This is a genomic window from Nocardia sp. NPDC058244 (genome assembly GCF_042882065.1).
Lineage (GTDB): Bacteria > Actinomycetota > Actinomycetes > Mycobacteriales > Mycobacteriaceae > Nocardia.
This window is the reverse complement of sequence record NZ_JBHVWX010000003.1, coordinates 172,973-188,320: the sequence shown is the minus strand read 5'-3', so window position 1 is coordinate 188,320 and position 15,348 is coordinate 172,973. Positions and strand designations below refer to the sequence as shown.

Sequence of the window (15,348 nt, the reverse complement as noted above, 5' to 3'; positions counted from 1 at the left end):
CGAAAGTCGAGAGTATGCGTATCGCCTTGCTGACCGCCGGAACCCGGGGCGATCACCAGCCCTATCTCGCCCTGGCCGACGAATTCGCCGCCCGCGGCCACGCGGTGACGATCACCGCCACCGAGAACTACGCCGAGGTGGTGCGGCGGTCGGGTTTCGAACCGCATGTCATCCCGTTCAATTCGGCCGAACTGCTGGAGTCGCCCGCGGCCAAACGGGCGCTGTCCTCGGGCAAGACCCTGCCGTTCGTGCGGATCATGCTCGATACCGTCAAGATCATGACCGGTGAACGCGGCGAGCGGATGCACCAGGTGCTCACCGAGGCGTGCGAGGGGGCCGATGTGATCGTCTCGTGCGCGTCCACGCTGCCGTGGGCGATGGAGCGCGGCGAGAAGACGGGCCAGCGGGTGGTCGGCTGCCTGCCGTATCCGCTGGAGCGGACGCGGGAGTTCCCGTCCTCGTTCATGGTCAAGAAGATGGTCGCGTCGCGGTGGCTGCGGCTGGCCAGCTACGCGGGGTTCGAGTTCGCCTACGGGGTGGCCTATCGGCGGGTGGACCGCCGGGTCAGGGAACTCATGGAACTGCCAGGCACGCCGCGCAATCCGTTCCGCCGGATCCGGGAGGACGGGATTCCGCTGGTGCACATGGTCAGTCCGGTGCTGCTGCCCAAGCCCGCCGACTGGCCCGAGCGGTCAACCGTCGTCGGCGCGCCGATCCTGCCGCCCCGGCTGCGCGGCGCCTGGGGCGAAGCCGAGCTGGACCCGACGCTGACCGGGTGGCTCGACGAGGGCGAGCCACCGGTCTACTTCTGCCTGACCGGCATGCCGATCCTCGACCCCGTCGGTAGTTGCGATCTGATCGCCGACGTGTGCCGCCGCCTCGGCGTCCGCGCCCTGGTGACGGTGAAGGGCGCGGGGTACCCGCGCGGCATCGGCTACGACCGGAACCTGTTCGTGCTGGACTCCTTCGACTACGACCGGGTGCTGCCGCGCTGCCGCGCGGTCGTCCACCACGGCGGCAGCGGCAACACCCACGACGTGCTGCGCGCCGGTCTGCCCGCGGTGGTCATCGGCGTGCACAGCGACCAGTTCTTCTACGGCTGGCGCATCGCCGACCTCGGCATCGGCGCGGACTTCCCGTATCCCGCGCTCACCGCCGATCGGCTGCACGACGCCCTGGCCCGCACCCTGACGCCCGGAGCCCGCGACCGGGCGGCGGAACTGGGGCGCGCGGTCGCCGCCGAGAACGGGGTCGGCGCCACCGCGGACGCGGTGGAACGCCTCGTCGTCGCGGCGACGGCCTGAGCCGGGCGGCCGCGTGCACATCGCACTGTTCACCGACTTCCACCCGGACACCCTCGGCGGCGTCCAGACCGCCCAGCGCGCCCTGTGCGACGGACTCCGCGGCCGTGGCCACCGGGTGAGCGTCTTCACCGCGCCCGCACCGGGTTCCGGGGACAGCGACGACACGATCCCGCTCCGCACGGTGCCGCTGTCGATGAACAACGGCTTGCCCGTCGTCCTGCCGACCCGGGCCAACCGTCGCCTGCTCGACGCGGCGTTCGCCGAGCGCGGGCCGGTCGATGTCGTGCACACGCTGACCACCTACGGCGTCGGCATCGCGGGCGTGCGCGCCGCCCGCCGCCATGGCGTCCCGGTCGTCCAGAGCATGCAGAGCCGCGACGACACGATGATCGAGAAGTACTCGCCGTCACCGTATTTCGCGGCCCTGACCATGCGGATGCTGCACGGCTGGTTCGTGCCGCTGCGGGGCGACCAACGCAACGACGGCGACGGCCGGACCGCACGGCTCGCCTGGCGGCCGCTGCTCGCCCAGGCGCAATCGGCCGATCGGGTGGTGGTGCCGACCGAGCACTTCGCCCGCCGACTGGTCGCCCGCGGTGTCGACCGCCCGATCCACGTGGTGTCCAACGGCATCGACGACGCACTGCTCGATCGCGTCCGGCGGGCCGAACGCGCGGCACCCGCCACCGGGGCACCGCTGCGGGTGCTGTGGTGCGGCCGGTTCTCGGCGGAGAAGCGCCCGCTCGAGGCGATCGAGGCCGTCCGCCGGACCGGGCACTGCACGCTCGATGTCTACGGCAGCGGCCCCCTGGCCGACCAGGTCGGCGCGGCGGCCGGCGCGGCGGGGGAGCGTGTGTGCCTGCACGGTGCGGTCACGCAGGCCGACATCCTGGCCGCCATGCGCGCGCACGACGTCCTGCTGCTCACCTCCGACTGCGACACCCAGGGCATGGTGCTGCTGGAAGCGGTCGCGACGGGACTGCCGATCGTGTTCTGTGATCCCGAACTGTCCGAAACCGTGCCCGAGGGTGGCGGTGTTCGCACCGGTGATCCGACCGTGCGCGCGTTCGCCGATGTCCTCGGGGCGCTCGCCGCGGACCGCGCGCGCCTGGGCGCGATGCGGGAGGTCCTGGCCGCGTCCGGGGACGAGCCGCGTCAATCCCGTCATCTCGACCGCCTGCTGTCGGTCTACCGGGATGCCGTCGGGGTGACCGGGACGGGTGTCAGTCACCGAACCGGAGGGTGACCGCGTCGTCGTCGGCGTAGGCCCGGCAGGCCAGCACCTTGCCCGCGGCCAGGTCGGCGGCGCCGATCGCCAGCAGCGGATCGGGATCCATGACGACTCTGCCCGACCGCACCGAGGCCAGGCAGGTGCCGCAGGAGCCGCCCAGGCAGGAATAGGGGAGGTCGTCGCGATGTCGAACGGCCTCGCCGAGGATCGGGCGGCCCTGCGGCATGGTGAACACCAGATCGTCTCCGTAGCCGGTGAGCGTTACCTCGCACGGCGGCGTGTCCGGCTGGGCCACGGTGGGTTCCGGCGCGGCGGTCGCGAACAGCTCGAGGTGCACCCGCTCGGCGTCGATCCCCCGGGCGGACAGCGCGGTCACGATCGAGCGGGTGAGTTCCGCTGGCCCGCAGACGAACCAGTGGTCGGCGTCGACGGCATCGAGATCAGCGGCGGCGAGACGACCGTGCCGATAGGCGACATTTCCGGTGCCGGTCGGTGGGTGCTGACGCGACAGGTGGTGGACGATACGCAGCCGATCGGGGAAACGGGCGCTCAAGGCGGTCAACGGGTCGGCCAGCATGGTGCTGCCCTGGTCGCGGCTGCCGTAGTGCAGGGTGACCGTGCTGGCGGGCTCGTCGGTCAGGACAGTCGCGATGATCGAGACGATCGGCGTGATGCCGCTGCCTGCCGCGACCGCCGCGTAGTGGTCGGCTCGATCGGAACACGGTGTGGCGGTGAAGGTTCCGGTCGGCTCGGAGACGTGCAGCAGCGTGCCCGCGGTCAACTGGTCGCGGGCGAAGGCCGAGAAGGCGCCGCCGTCCTGGTGTTTGACAGCGATCCGGAGACGCCCGTGGCCCGGCGTATCGCACAGCGAATAGCTACGGCGGACCGGTCGGCCCCGATGGAGACCACGGATCACGACGTGCTGTCCGGCCAGATAGGAGTACCGGTCCGCGAGCGAGTCGGGAACCGCGAATTCGATCAGCGTGCTGTCCGGCGTATCCAGGTGCACGGTCGCGACGGGCAGCAGATGGAATCCGGGCGCGGGGCCGGTCGGCAGCGGATCGAACGCACTCGGTTGCGACGGTGATGCGCCGGTCGAGCGGATGGACCGGACCCGGTCGGCACCCAGGGCGACGGCGGCTCGGGCCGCACCGGCGAGAACACGCGGCGACAAGACGGTCGCCGGGCCGTCCAGGAGCCCGGCGATGCGGGAGATCTGCTGTCCCAGTGTCGCGTCGCGGGCGCCGAGGGCGACGGCGACCTGGGTCAGTGAGCCGATCGCCCGCAGCCGTGGCTCGCCCTGCGCGTCCACGTGCGGCATGGCCAGATCGAACAGCCGGGTGATCGTCCACGCGTCGTCGACGACGCCGGCCGCGGCGCGGAAGAAACGGGACGCCAGCTCATGGTCGCCCGCGGCGAGCACCGCGCGCAGTGCCAGCGCCTGGAGCGAGGACACCGTCATGCCCTGGCCGAACGCGGGGCTGAAGCTGCACACCGCGTCACCCAGCACCAGCAGACCGTCCGGGAATCGGCGCAGACGCTCGTAGCGTCGGCGCTGATTGGCCAGGTAGCGGTAGGTGCTGATCTCGCCGAGTGGTTCCGCGTCCACCAGCGCCCGGCGCACGTCCGGCGGCGCGACCGAGGCGGCGAAGCGCCAGAACCCGTCGGAATCGGTCGGCGGATGGTCCCCGCCGTAGCCGATGAGGGTGAGGATGTGCAGGCCGTCCTCGATCGCGAACAGGGCCAGCCCCCGGGCGGGATCCCGGCCCGCGATCACGATCTCCTTGTCGCCGACGCTGCCGCCGGGCAGGCGCAGGTAGCGGCTGGCGTACATCATGTCGATTCGCAGGCCCTCCTCGGCGGGGCGGTCGTAGCCGAGCTCGGCGAGCCAGTCGGTGATCGGGCCGTGGCGGCCGAGGCAGCTGACCACCAGGTCGGCGGAGAGGTCGCGGCGGCCGCTGTCGTCCTCGACATCGACTCCGGTGACCCGCCTGTTCGCTGAGTCGGTGGTCAGGGCACGGGCATTCGTGCGGTCGAGGATCCGGACGTTGGCGAGCGCGCGGACGCGCTGCCGCACCCGCCACTCCAGAAACGGCCTGCTCGCTTGCAGGAGCGAGTATCCGCCGTCGGACCGGTGCAGCGTGTGCCCGGAAATGGTCATCCGCATCTCGGTCAGGGACCGGCAGTCGACCGCGCCGTCGGCGAGCAGTTCCGCGGTGATGCCGGGAAACAGTGCCTCGACATTCTGCTTGCCCCTGGCCAGCAGCGCGTGCACGTGCCTGCCCTGCGGGACACCCCGCCGGTCGCCCGGCGTCGAGAGATCGTCGCGCTCGACCACGGTGACGGTGTCGAACGTCTCGCTCAGTACCCGGGCTGTCAGGAGCCCCGCCATGCTCGCGCCCAACACCACGGCATGGCCGCGCCGTCCCCGTTCGAGGCCTGCCCTGGGATTCATCTGTCCTCCGACTCCGTTGTCAGGTCAGTCCACGTCGACGTCTGCGCCGCTCGAACTGATACTAATGGGGAGATTAGTCTCAGTGGTCGAGACCTGGCAACCGCCGGTGTAGAAAGAGGCATGGCTTCGACGACCCGATCATCGGACGCGCTGCGGGCGGCGGCTCTCGCGCTGATCGCCGAGAGCGGCCTCGATTCGCTGACCCTGCTCGCGGTCGCCGAGCGGGCCGGGGTCTCGCGCGCGACCGCCTACCGGGAGTTCGGTGACAAGGACGGGCTCGTGGCGGCGGTCGGGCGCGGTGAGATCGCGGCGATGGTCGCGGCCGCCTACGGCGCGATCGATCTCTTCGCGCCACTGCCCGAGGTCGTGCGGTCGGCCACCCTGTTCGCGCTGGCCTACCTGCGAAAACACCCGGCGTTCGGCTATATCCGGAGCAATGAGCCCGGCTGGCTGCTCGGCGTCGCCGTCCAGCACGGCGACGCCGAACTCAATCTGGTCGAGACGGTCGCCGCCCTGGCCCCGCCGCTCATCGCGGCCCGGGGGGGCGGCGGGGTAGCGCAGCCGCCCGCGGCGGCGGCCGAGGTCGTGGTGCGCATCGTGCTCTCCCACGCGCTGATCGAGCACAGCGCGCTCACCGACGAACAGATCGCGGACACGGCGACGAGGGCCGTCGTCGCGGGTGGCGCGTAGTCACGCGACCCACTGATATGGATAGCTGAATTCGTCTCAGTGCATTCAGCGCCGCCAGAAGAAGTGGTGCACCACGCCGCTCGGACTCGGCACCTGCTCGAGGTGAAAACGGTCGGCGTAGTCGTCGGGGCCGTTCCAGAATCGTTCACCGCGACCGAGTTCCACCGGGGCGACGACCACCTGCATCATGTCGATCAGGTCGGCCGCGAGGAAGGCCCGGACGGTCGCGACACCACCGCCGATCCGGACGTCCTTGCCGTCGGCGGCCGCCTTGGCCTGCGCGAGGACGTCCTCCGGTGACGCGTCGACGAAATGGAACGTGGTGTCGGACAGGGTGAACGACGGCCGCGCGTGGTGGGTGAGGACGAAGACCGGGGTGTGGAACGGCGGTTCGTCGCCCCACCAGCCCTGCCAGTCGTGGTTCTGCCACGGGCCGCGCTGCGGGCCGAACTTGTTGCGCCCCATGATCTCCGCGCCGATATTGTTCGCGAAGTCGCGGGTGATGTAGTCGTCGAGACCATAGGTGCCACCGGGGTCGGTCCGGTTGACCCAGTGCGCGGTGGCACCGGCCCAGGACATGAAATCCGCGGGGTCGGCGTGGCCGAACGGGTGCTCGAGGCTCTGCCCTTCGCCCGCCCCGTAGCCGTCGCGGGAGATCGAGAAGTTCTGAACGCGAACGAACTGTGTCATCGGACGAACCTAGCGCTCGGAACCGACACCACGTAGGTTGCCACTCAGACGATCTGGTGTCCGAGGGGGAGACTGCACGTGCTCATCGATTTCGTTCCCGACAAGTCGCTGTACCCGTTCGAGTCGCGGTGGTTCGACTCGTCCGCGGGGCGGGTGCACTACCTCGACGAGGGATCCGGTCCGGCGATCCTGTTCTGCCATGGGGCTCCGGCGTGGAGTTTCCTGTACCGCCACCTCGTGGCCGGGCTGCGCGATCGGTACCGCTGTATCGCCGTCGACAACCCGGGTTTCGGACTGTCGGAGCGCCCCGCGGGATACGGCTACACCGTCGCCGAGCACACCGCGGTCCTCGGTGAGCTGATCGATCACCTCCAGCTCGACGGCTTCGTGGTGATGGGCCACGACTGGGGCGGCCCGATCGGCCTGGGCGCGGCCGTCACCCGCGCGGACCGGGTGCGTGGGATCGTGCTGGGCAACACGCTGTTCTGGCCGACCGAGGCGCTGGTCAACCGGGCGTTCAGCGTGATCATGAACAGTCGTCCGATGCGACGCCGGATCCTGGAACAGAACTTCCTGGTCGAGCGCGTCCTGCTCGCCGAACTGGGGCGCGTCCTCACGCCCCTCGAGGCCGAGCACTATCGCGCGGTGCAGCCCACCGCGCAGGCCCGGTGCGGTCTGGCCGCGACGCCCAAGGAGATTCGCGCCGCGCGGCCCCTCCTGGAGCGGCTGGGCCGGGAGGTGCCGGAACTGCTCGGCGACAAGCCGACCCTGGCGGTGTGGGGGATGCGGGACATGGCTTTTCGTCCGAAGGCGTATCTGCCGCGGATCCGGGCCACCTTCAGCGACCTCGAGGTGATCGAGCTCGCGGGCGCCGGGCACTTCATCCAGGAACACGATCCGGAGACGATCACGGCCGCGATCGCGAAGCGGTTCCCGTAGGCACGGCGGTGGGTGGCGGCAGCAGCAGCGTCGCGATCGTTCCGCCACCCGCCACCGGCTCGATCGTGGCGGTACCGCCGTGCAATTCGGCGATCCACGCCACCAGCGCCAGACCGATACCGCTGCCGCGCCCCGCGGTGACACCACGGTCGAACGGGTTCGACGACAGCCGCGGTGCCAGACCCGTGCCGTGGTCGCGGACGCAGACCCGGCCCTCACCGACGTAGATCTCCACCGGCGCCCGCGGATTGACCGCGCCGTGGGTGAGCGCGTTCTCCACCAGGTTGCGGATCGCCAGCGCGAGCAGGTGCGGATCACCCATCACGACAGTCGGATTCGGCTGGAGGACGAGGCGCGGGTTGTCGAATTCGTCGACGACCGACTCGGTCAGCTGGTCGAGCAGCAGCTGCACCCGCTCCATCGTGGTGACCCCGGACTGCATGCGCGCCCGGGCGAGCAGCCCGGTCACCACCCGTTCCATCTTCGCGCCGAGCGCGTGCACATCGGCCAGCACCTGTTCGGCCTCGGCCTGCGTGCGCCTGCCCGGCGCGGTCGCCAAGCGATGGGTGGCGAGCGGGGTGCGCAGTTCGTGCGCGGCGTCGGACAGGAAGCGTTCCTGATCGTCGAGCAGCACCAGCGCCTGGCGCATGCTGCGCCCCGACAGCAGATGCCCGCCGACCGCCGACGCCGCCACCATCACCGTGCCGCCGACGATCAGCGCCCACCACAGCAGCGCGCGTCCCCGGTCCCAGCCGTCCGGGTCCGCGCCGGTGATCAGCACGACTTCCCGATCGGAGTCCTCCCAGCCGAACACCGCCGTCGCCAAGCGTACCCGGCGGCCCGCGCTGTCGATCGAGTCCCGGTACACCGTGTCGCCCGCCGCGCGCGTCGCGGCGTCGGCGGCGGCCGCGATCCCCGACTCGGCGGGCATGTGCGAGCGCAGATGGCCGTAGTGGACGGTCCACCCGCCGGTACCGTCCGGGGTCAGCACCAGGATGGCGATCTCACCGCCGACGAGCTGATCGCTGGGCAAGTCGGAGGTGTCGACCGAATCGTCGTCGTTCAGATACACCCGGGGCGCCAGCCCGGTCAGCACCCGGTCGAGGGCACCGTCGAGAGCCTGGTCCCGGGACCGCGCGTCGATCACCGCGGCCACCAGGCCGAGCACGATCATGCACAGCGTCGTGATCGCGGTGATCAGGACGGTGAGCTGCACCCGGGTGCGGTGCAGCCGAGCTACCGCGGGACGCGCGTCGGAGGTGGAGATCAGGACACGCACGCGACGCCACCGAGGACGAAGCCCGCGCCGCGGACGGTGTCGATCACCTGCGGCGGTCCGAGTTTGCGGCGCAATCCGGCCATCACCGCGTCGACCACATTCGAATTCGGTTCGGCCATCTCGTCCCAGCACGCCTCGATCAGCTCCGAGCGCGACACCACCGTGCCGGCCCTGGTCGCCAGCAGTTCCAGCACCGCGAACTCCTTGGGCGTCAGCGAACGCAGGATGCCCGCCCGCTGTACCCGGCGACGTGGCAGATCGATCTCGATATCGCCCAGCCGCAGCAGCGCCGGGAGCGGGTGGTCGCGGCGGCGGCACAGCGCCCGCACCCGCGCGGCCAGTTCGGCGAGCGCGAAGGGCTTGCTGAGGTAGTCGTCGGCGCCGTGCTCGAAACCGGCGATCCGGTCGGACAATCCGTCGCGCGCGGTGAGGACCAGCGCCGGGATCCGGCAGCCGCGCGAGCGCAGCGCGCCGAGCAACTGCAGGCCGTCGCCGTCGGGCATGCCCCGGTCGACGACGAGCACGTCGTAGCTGTTCACCGCGATGTTCACATCGGCGTCGACGAGCAGATGCACCAGATCGACCGCGAATCCGGCGGCCCGCAGCCCCGTCGCGATCTCCCGGCCCAGTCCCTCGTCGTCCTCCACCACCAGCACACGCACGAGAAGCGAGCGTAAGGCAACCCCCGGCAGGCCCGGCGTCATCGCGGCATCACGAAAAGCTCATCACCGCGCCTCATGAAATCCTCACGCGCGCTTTGGTTCTCTGATCCCGGCCCGGAAACGACCGGGCCGGTACGAAAGGAACACCCATGAGCATCAAGTCCGTGATCGCCGCCACCGCGATCGCCGCCGCCTCCGTCGCGGGCGCCGGCCTGGCCTCGGCCGCCCCCGCTCCGATGCTGGGCGGCTACGTCGGCACCTACGCCACCTACGAAGCCTGCGCCGCGGACGGCAACTCGCCGAGCACCGGTGGTGCGCAGTGGGAGTGCGTCGAGGTCATCGGCGGCTGGGACCTCTACACCTACTGACCCCGGTCAGCCCGCGCACAGCGGCCCTCGATGTCGACTCCCCGAGACATCGAGGGCCGACCTGTCCGCGCAGGTGCTCAGGTGAGAGCTTCGGCGAGCTGATCGGTCGCGAACACCAGCCACCCTGGATCGCCGTCGATCCGCCCCCACAGTGCCTCCCGCACCGCGCCCGCCTGCGTCCAGCGGCGCACCCGCACCGGGTCGAGCTCTGCCGCCTCGCAGTAGATATCGAGCAGGCGCAGAATCCTCGCCCTCGGATTCGCCGCCCGGAGTTCGCGGTCGAATCGGGGACTCCGGATGACATCGAGCGCGTCGCAGGCGGGATCGCCGACCGCGCACTTGGGGTCGATCGCCAGCCATGGTTCCCGCTCGGACGCCAGCACATTGGCATCGTGCAGGTCCCCGTGGACCAGCAGGTTCGGCTGGTCGGGCCCGAGGTCGCGGAGCGTGGCCAGCGCCGCGTCGACGACTCGGCCGGGCAGCGGGTCACCCAGCTCCGCCGCGGTGGCGCGGATCGAGCGCGCCCAGTCTCCGGCAGGGCCGCGAGCCAGGCGCGTCCCGGGCCGTCGACGTGCTTGCCGGCGAACGCCGCCGGCACCGCGATCATCCGGCGATGCCGCTCGCCGCTGCGCACTGTGCCACGGTCCTCCGATGAACGTGTCGATTCGATTCTCGGCAATCTATCGCACGGCGGCGTGAAACATGTTCCGCAACAGTGGAATATGTGGGGCACATGCGTAATCGAGCGGTTGTTACAGTGAATTGCTGACAGAATGCCGATAGGTTTCCATGCGATGGATTCCTGGCGAATCGCGGACGAAATCCCGACAGTAGTTAGCCCGAGCAAGGATGCACGTCGTCACATATTCACTGATCAAAGCCGTATGTGACGAAAGCAACTGTCTGGACGAACGTCCAAGTGCTGGAAATTTGCCAGCAGTCCAGTACTCTCACCGCAGGTCGGATTTCGTTGTGCCGCAGCAGGGCTGCGACACCGATGCGAGGGTTTCACGGCGTGCTCGACATCTATCACTTCTCCTATGGCTGGATCACCCCCGTTCTCGCCTACTTCATGTCCTTTCTCGGCTGCCTGCTCGGCCTGCAGTGCGCGGCCCGTGGACGCAATGCGGGCAGGGGGCGCGCCGGCTGGTTGATCAGTGCCGCGGTCGCCATCGGTGGAACCGGTATCTGGGTCATGCATTTCATCGCGATGCTCGGCTTCTCCATCGCGGGCTCGGAGATCCGCTACGACGTTCCGCTCACGCTGTTCAGCGCGGTGACGGCGATGATCGTTGTCGGGATCGGACTGTTCATGGTGAACAAGCCGCAACCGACGCTCGCGTCGCTGATCGGCGGCGGCACCATCGCCGGGCTCGGGGTCGGCGCCATGCACTACGCCGGCATGTACGCGATGAAGTCCCATGCCGTCATCTCCTATGATCCGTGGCTGGTCGCGGCGTCGATGGTGATCGCGGTGGTCGCCTCGATCGTGGCGCTGTGGTTCACTCTGCGCGTCAAGGGATTCCTGGCGACGGTCGGTGCGGCGATGATCATGGGTGTCGCGGTCTGCGGGATGCACTACACCGGCATGGCCGCGATGCGCGCGCACGAGGGGCATCACACCTTGGCGCCGCCGCCGGGCGTGCAGGCGATGCAGTTGCTCGGGCCGCTGATCGGGATCATCAGCATGGTGACCATGCTCGTGCTGATCAGCGTGAGCCTGTCCGAGATCGAGAACGAGGACGCGCTGCCGAAGATGCGGTGGAATACGACACCGCGATCTCGCCGCTGAGGTATCCGCAAATGCTCAGCTATGTTAGTTTTCCTTCGGCTCGATCGCCGGGGCAGCAGGCGGTCGGGTGAGGTTCGCTGCTGCGCCCAGGGAGTGCGAATGTCGTCGAGTGTTCCGATCGGTGCTCGGGTCGTCGTCGGCCGGCGCAGACCGTTCTCCGATCCCTGCTTCGATCGCTTCATCGCCTTGGTCGACGGCCTCTCGACCGAGTCGCACGAGATTCTGATCGGGTTCGCCGAGCGGCTGCGCGCCGTCGAAGGCATCCCCGTCGACCCGCTGGTCGACTAGTTCGTTCCCGGTCCCTCTCGGGGACTTGTCATCCCGTGCTCATCTATCCGGGACTCCTGACTCACTAAATCCGCGCAGGTCATCGCTATTTCCGGCAGGCCTGCCGTTCTGCCGTGCCCAGATCTGGTTCCGTTCGAGGTATTGACCTGGACGCGATGTCCAACCTAAATTGCAGGGACACCGTGTCCCACATACCGGGGACGCGCGGCACACAGGAGTGCGTACATGACACAGAAGGTGTTCGTCGTCGGCGTCGGCATGACGAAGTTCGAGAAGCCGGGCGAACTGGAGTGGGACTACCCCGACATGGCCAGGGAGGCGGGCACGCAGGCGCTCGCCGACGCCGGAATCGAGTACCGGCTGGTCGAGCAGGCCTATGTCGGCTATGTCTACGGTGAGTCCACCTCGGGTCAGCGCGCGGTCTACGAGCTCGGCCTCACCGGCATCCCGGTGGTGAACGTCAACAACAACTGTTCGACCGGGTCGACCGCGCTGTACCTGGCGGCGCAGGCGATTCGCGGCGGGCTGGCCGAATGCACGCTCGCCCTGGGCTTCGAGAAGATGCAGAAGGGCTCGCTCGGTTCGACTTTCGACGACCGCGAGCAGCCGATGATGCGGCACCTGCTGGCGCTGGCCGAGTTGCAGGAGTTCGCGATGCCGCCCGCGCCCTACATGTTCGGCGCCGCGGGCAAGGAGCACATGGAGCGCTACGGCACCACCGCCGAGCAGTTCGCCAAGATCGGCGTGAAGAACCACAAGCATTCGGTGAACAACCCGTACGCGCAGTTCCAGAAGGAATACAGCCTCGACGAAGTCCTCGCGGCCAAGCAGATCTACGGCCCGCTCACCAAGCTGCAGTGCTCGCCGACCTCCGACGGTTCCGGCGCGGTGATCCTCGCCAACGAGGCCTTCGTCGATCGCCACGGGCTGGCCGATCGCGCGGTGGAGATGGTCGGGCAGGCCATGGTCACCGACCTCGGGTCCACCTTCACCGATCCGACCGCGATCAACCTGGTCGGCTCCGACATGTCGCGGACCGCGGCGCTGAAGGTGTACGAGCAGGCCGGGATCGGTCCCGAGGACGTCGACGTCATCGAGCTGCACGACTGCTTCTCCACCAACGAACTGCTGACCTACGAGGCGCTGGGCCTGTGCGCGCCGGGCGAGGGCGGCCGCCTCGTCGACGACGGCGCCACCACCTACGGCGGCACCTGGGTCGTCAACCCGTCCGGCGGCCTGATCTCGAAGGGTCACCCGCTGGGCGCGACCGGTCTGGCCCAGTGCAGCGAGCTCACCTGGCAGTTGCGCGGCACCGCCGACGCCCGCCAGGTCGACGGGGCGCGCATCGCCCTGCAGCACAACATCGGTCTCGGCGGCGCGGTCGTGGTGACCGCCTACCGCCCGGCTGTCCGCTGATCCACCCCCCACGAATCATCGAGGAGTAACCCCATGGCGTCTGTGAGCGTTTCCACCGATCTTCCCGTCACCCCCGAGCAGGCGTGGGCGCGCCTGAGCGATCTGGCGAACTGGGCGGACTGGCTGACCATCCACCAGGGCTGGCGCAGCGAGCTGCCCGCCGAGCTGACCGCGGGCGCGCGGTTCATCGAGGTCGTGTCGGTGATGAACATGGCCAACAAGATCGAGTGGACCGTGGCCGAGGTCGACCCGAACACGTACCTCAAGATCACCGGCACCGGCATGGCCGGGGTCACGGTCGAATTCGCGTTGAAGGTGGAGCCGACGGCCACCGGCTCGAGCGCGATCTTCGACGCGAGCTTCAAGGGCACGATGATCGTCGGCCCGATCGGCAAGGCCGTCGCCAAGCACGCCGAGGCCGACCTGAAGGAGTCGATGGCCAAGTTCACCGAGCTCGTCGGCTCGGCCGCGTGACCACCTCGGAATCGGCCGGAGTCGTCTTCGACGGCTCCGGCCTGGGGGAGTGGACCGACCCCGAACACTTCACGGTCACCGCCGAACGGATCGCGGAATACGCGGCGGCGACCAATGATCCGATCGAGGCGCACCGCGGCGGCGAGATCGCGCCGCCGGTGTTCGCGGTGGTCCCGGTGTTCACCTCGATGGCGCCCGCCGCCCTGTCGGTGGCGCCGGTGGAGCTACTGATGAAGCTGGTCCACGGCGAGCAGGACTTCCGGTTCCATCGCCCGATCCGGGCCGGTGACGACCTGGTGGTGCGGGCCAAGCCGATCGGCTACGTGGGCAGGCCCAACGGCTCGACCGTGGTCGTCTACGCCGAAACGCGGGACGCGGCAGGCGAACTCGTCAACGAGCAGTGGATGACCGCGTTCTTCCGCAAGGTCGACGCAGGGCCCGGCGAAGGGGAGCTCGCACCCGATCATCGGATCACCGACGCCGATCGGGCCGGGGAGCCGGTCGCGCGGGTCACTGCCCACATCGACCAGGACCAGACCTTCCGCTACTCGCCGGCCTCCGGCGATCCCATGCCGATTCACCTCGACGACGAGATCGCCCGCATGGCCGGGCTTCCCGGCATCATCAACCACGGCCTGTGCACCATGGCGTTCACGTCCTGGGCGGCGCTGACCGAACTCGCCGAGGGAGACACCGCGCGCCTGCGCCGGCTCGCCGTGCGCTTCGCCAAGCCGGTGCTGCCGGGCCAGGACATCACCACGACCCTGTGGCGCACCGACTCCGCGCCGGGTGTCACCGCCTACGCCTTCGAGACCGAAGCCGCCGGGCAGATCGCCATCACCGACGGCCGCGTCGAATTCAACTAGGAGACACAGACTCATGGGAAAACTTGACGGTCGCGTCGCCGTCGTCACCGGCGCCGGACGCGGTATCGGCCGCGAACACGCGCTGCTGTTCGCCCGCGAGGGCGCGCAGGTCGTGGTGAACGATCTCGGCGGCGCCAACGACGGTTCCGGCAGCGACGCCGGTCCCGCCCAGCAGGTGGTCGACGAGATCGTCGCCGCCGGCGGCCGGGCGGTCGCCAACACCGACAACATCGCTACGTGGGACGGCGCGAAAGCCCTTGTCGACCAGGCGATCAGCGAGTACGGCTCGCTCGATGTGCTGGTCAACAACGCCGGCATCCTGCGCGACGCGTTCATCGCGGGGATGGAGGAGTCCCAGTGGGACGCCGTCATCGCCGTGCACCTCAAGGGTCACGCCGCCACCCTGCATCACGCCGCGGCGTACTGGAAGGCGCAGGCCAAGGCGGGCACTCCGGTCGCGGCCTCGGTGATCAACACCGCCTCGGCATCGGGCACCTTCATGCCCAACGCGGGTCAGGGCAACTACGGCGCCGCGAAAGCGGGCATCGCCGCGCTGACGCTGGTGGCCGCCGACGAGCTCGAACGCTATGGCGTGCGGGTCAACGCGATCGCCCCGATCGCGCGCACCCGGCTGACGCTGGCGACCCCGGGCATGGGGGCGCTGTTCGCCGCCGAGGTGCCCGAAGGGGAGTTCGACGCGTTCGCCCCCGCCAATATCTCACCGCTGGTCGCGCACCTGGCCGAGGCCGACTGCCCGCTCACCGGCAAGGTGTTCGCGGTGCAGGGCGGCGCGATCGTCGAACTGGCCGGGTGGCACGACGTGCGCACGGTCGAGACCGACGGCCCGTGGACCATCGACGAGGTCGCCGCCCGGCTGAAGGAGACCAGCTAGTC

Annotated in this window: 16 protein-coding genes; 11 read left to right on the top strand and 5 right to left on the bottom strand. The window is 69.6% G+C overall.

The window, feature by feature from the left end; genetic code table 11:
* Positions 1–14: 14 nt before the first annotated feature.
* Complete coding sequence (locus ACFVW6_RS10610) at positions 15–1,304, top strand: glycosyltransferase (protein ID WP_378826776.1); 1,290 nt, start codon at positions 15–17, stop codon at positions 1,302–1,304.
* Between the two features lie 13 nt (positions 1,305–1,317).
* Positions 1,318–2,550 (top strand): glycosyltransferase, encoded by a 1,233-nt coding sequence (locus tag ACFVW6_RS10605; RefSeq protein WP_378826774.1) that lies wholly within the window; start codon positions 1,318–1,320, stop codon positions 2,548–2,550.
* Here the strand turns inward: ACFVW6_RS10605 and ACFVW6_RS10600 are convergent.
* Positions 2,528–4,990: an FAD-dependent monooxygenase gene (locus tag ACFVW6_RS10600; RefSeq protein ID WP_378826772.1), complete on the bottom strand. Its 2,463-nt coding sequence runs from the start codon at positions 4,988–4,990 to the stop codon at positions 2,528–2,530. The genes ACFVW6_RS10605 and ACFVW6_RS10600 overlap by 23 nt on opposite strands.
* Positions 4,991–5,110: 120 nt before the next feature.
* Here ACFVW6_RS10600 and ACFVW6_RS10595 point away from each other — a divergent pair, with 120 nt between their 5' ends.
* Complete coding sequence (locus ACFVW6_RS10595; protein ID WP_387791380.1) at positions 5,111–5,680, top strand: TetR/AcrR family transcriptional regulator; 570 nt, start codon at positions 5,111–5,113, stop codon at positions 5,678–5,680.
* 45 nt (positions 5,681–5,725) lie between these two features.
* Here the strand turns inward: ACFVW6_RS10595 and ACFVW6_RS10590 are convergent, their stop codons facing one another.
* The gene (locus tag ACFVW6_RS10590) at positions 5,726–6,370 is read right to left on the bottom strand and encodes a dihydrofolate reductase family protein (protein WP_378826768.1); all 645 of its coding nucleotides are present in this window, start codon (positions 6,368–6,370) and stop codon (positions 5,726–5,728) included.
* A 78-nt stretch (positions 6,371–6,448) separates the two neighbouring features.
* On the opposite strand from ACFVW6_RS10590, the gene ACFVW6_RS10585 reads away from it, so the two are divergent.
* Positions 6,449–7,309, top strand: coding sequence for a haloalkane dehalogenase (locus tag ACFVW6_RS10585; protein WP_378826765.1), 861 nt, complete (start codon positions 6,449–6,451; stop codon positions 7,307–7,309).
* Here the strand turns inward: ACFVW6_RS10585 and ACFVW6_RS10580 are convergent.
* A complete protein-coding gene (locus ACFVW6_RS10580; RefSeq protein WP_378826763.1) occupies positions 7,278–8,588 on the bottom strand; it encodes a sensor histidine kinase in 1,311 nt (436 codons plus the stop codon). The two genes, ACFVW6_RS10585 and ACFVW6_RS10580, sit on opposite strands and share 32 nt — an antisense overlap.
* The gene (locus tag ACFVW6_RS10575; protein ID WP_378826761.1) at positions 8,576–9,250 is read right to left on the bottom strand and encodes a response regulator transcription factor; all 675 of its coding nucleotides are present in this window, start codon (positions 9,248–9,250) and stop codon (positions 8,576–8,578) included. The genes ACFVW6_RS10580 and ACFVW6_RS10575 overlap by 13 nt, the downstream gene beginning before the upstream one ends.
* Positions 9,251–9,399: 149 nt before the next feature.
* On the opposite strand from ACFVW6_RS10575, the gene ACFVW6_RS10570 reads away from it, so the two are divergent.
* A complete protein-coding gene (locus tag ACFVW6_RS10570) occupies positions 9,400–9,618 on the top strand; it encodes a hypothetical protein (RefSeq protein WP_378826759.1) in 219 nt (72 codons plus the stop codon).
* Between the two features lie 77 nt (positions 9,619–9,695).
* Here the strand turns inward: ACFVW6_RS10570 and ACFVW6_RS10565 are convergent, their stop codons facing one another.
* Positions 9,696–10,271 (bottom strand): aminoglycoside phosphotransferase family protein, encoded by a 576-nt coding sequence (locus ACFVW6_RS10565; protein ID WP_378827046.1) that lies wholly within the window; start codon positions 10,269–10,271, stop codon positions 9,696–9,698.
* Between the two features lie 362 nt (positions 10,272–10,633).
* Between ACFVW6_RS10565 and ACFVW6_RS10560 the strand changes: the two genes are divergently transcribed.
* The 6 genes from ACFVW6_RS10560 to ACFVW6_RS10535 all read left to right on the top strand — a co-directional run bounded on the left by ACFVW6_RS10560 (position 10,634) and on the right by ACFVW6_RS10535 (position 15,346).
* Entirely contained in the window at positions 10,634–11,410 is a 777-nt protein-coding gene (locus ACFVW6_RS10560; protein ID WP_355283905.1) for an MHYT domain-containing protein, read from the top strand.
* Between the two features lie 99 nt (positions 11,411–11,509).
* The gene (locus tag ACFVW6_RS10555; protein ID WP_355283903.1) at positions 11,510–11,698 is read left to right on the top strand and encodes a hypothetical protein; all 189 of its coding nucleotides are present in this window, start codon (positions 11,510–11,512) and stop codon (positions 11,696–11,698) included.
* 225 nt (positions 11,699–11,923) lie between these two features.
* Positions 11,924–13,114, top strand: coding sequence for a lipid-transfer protein (locus tag ACFVW6_RS10550; protein ID WP_378826756.1), 1,191 nt, complete (start codon positions 11,924–11,926; stop codon positions 13,112–13,114).
* Positions 13,115–13,147: 33 nt separating this feature from the next.
* Positions 13,148–13,588 (top strand): SRPBCC family protein, encoded by a 441-nt coding sequence (locus ACFVW6_RS10545; protein WP_378826754.1) that lies wholly within the window; start codon positions 13,148–13,150, stop codon positions 13,586–13,588.
* Complete coding sequence (locus tag ACFVW6_RS10540) at positions 13,585–14,454, top strand: MaoC/PaaZ C-terminal domain-containing protein (protein ID WP_378826752.1); 870 nt, start codon at positions 13,585–13,587, stop codon at positions 14,452–14,454. The genes ACFVW6_RS10545 and ACFVW6_RS10540 overlap by 4 nt, the downstream gene beginning before the upstream one ends.
* 13 nt (positions 14,455–14,467) lie before the next feature.
* Complete coding sequence (locus tag ACFVW6_RS10535; RefSeq protein ID WP_378826750.1) at positions 14,468–15,346, top strand: SDR family oxidoreductase; 879 nt, start codon at positions 14,468–14,470, stop codon at positions 15,344–15,346.
* The last annotated feature ends 2 nt before the right edge of the window (positions 15,347–15,348 follow it).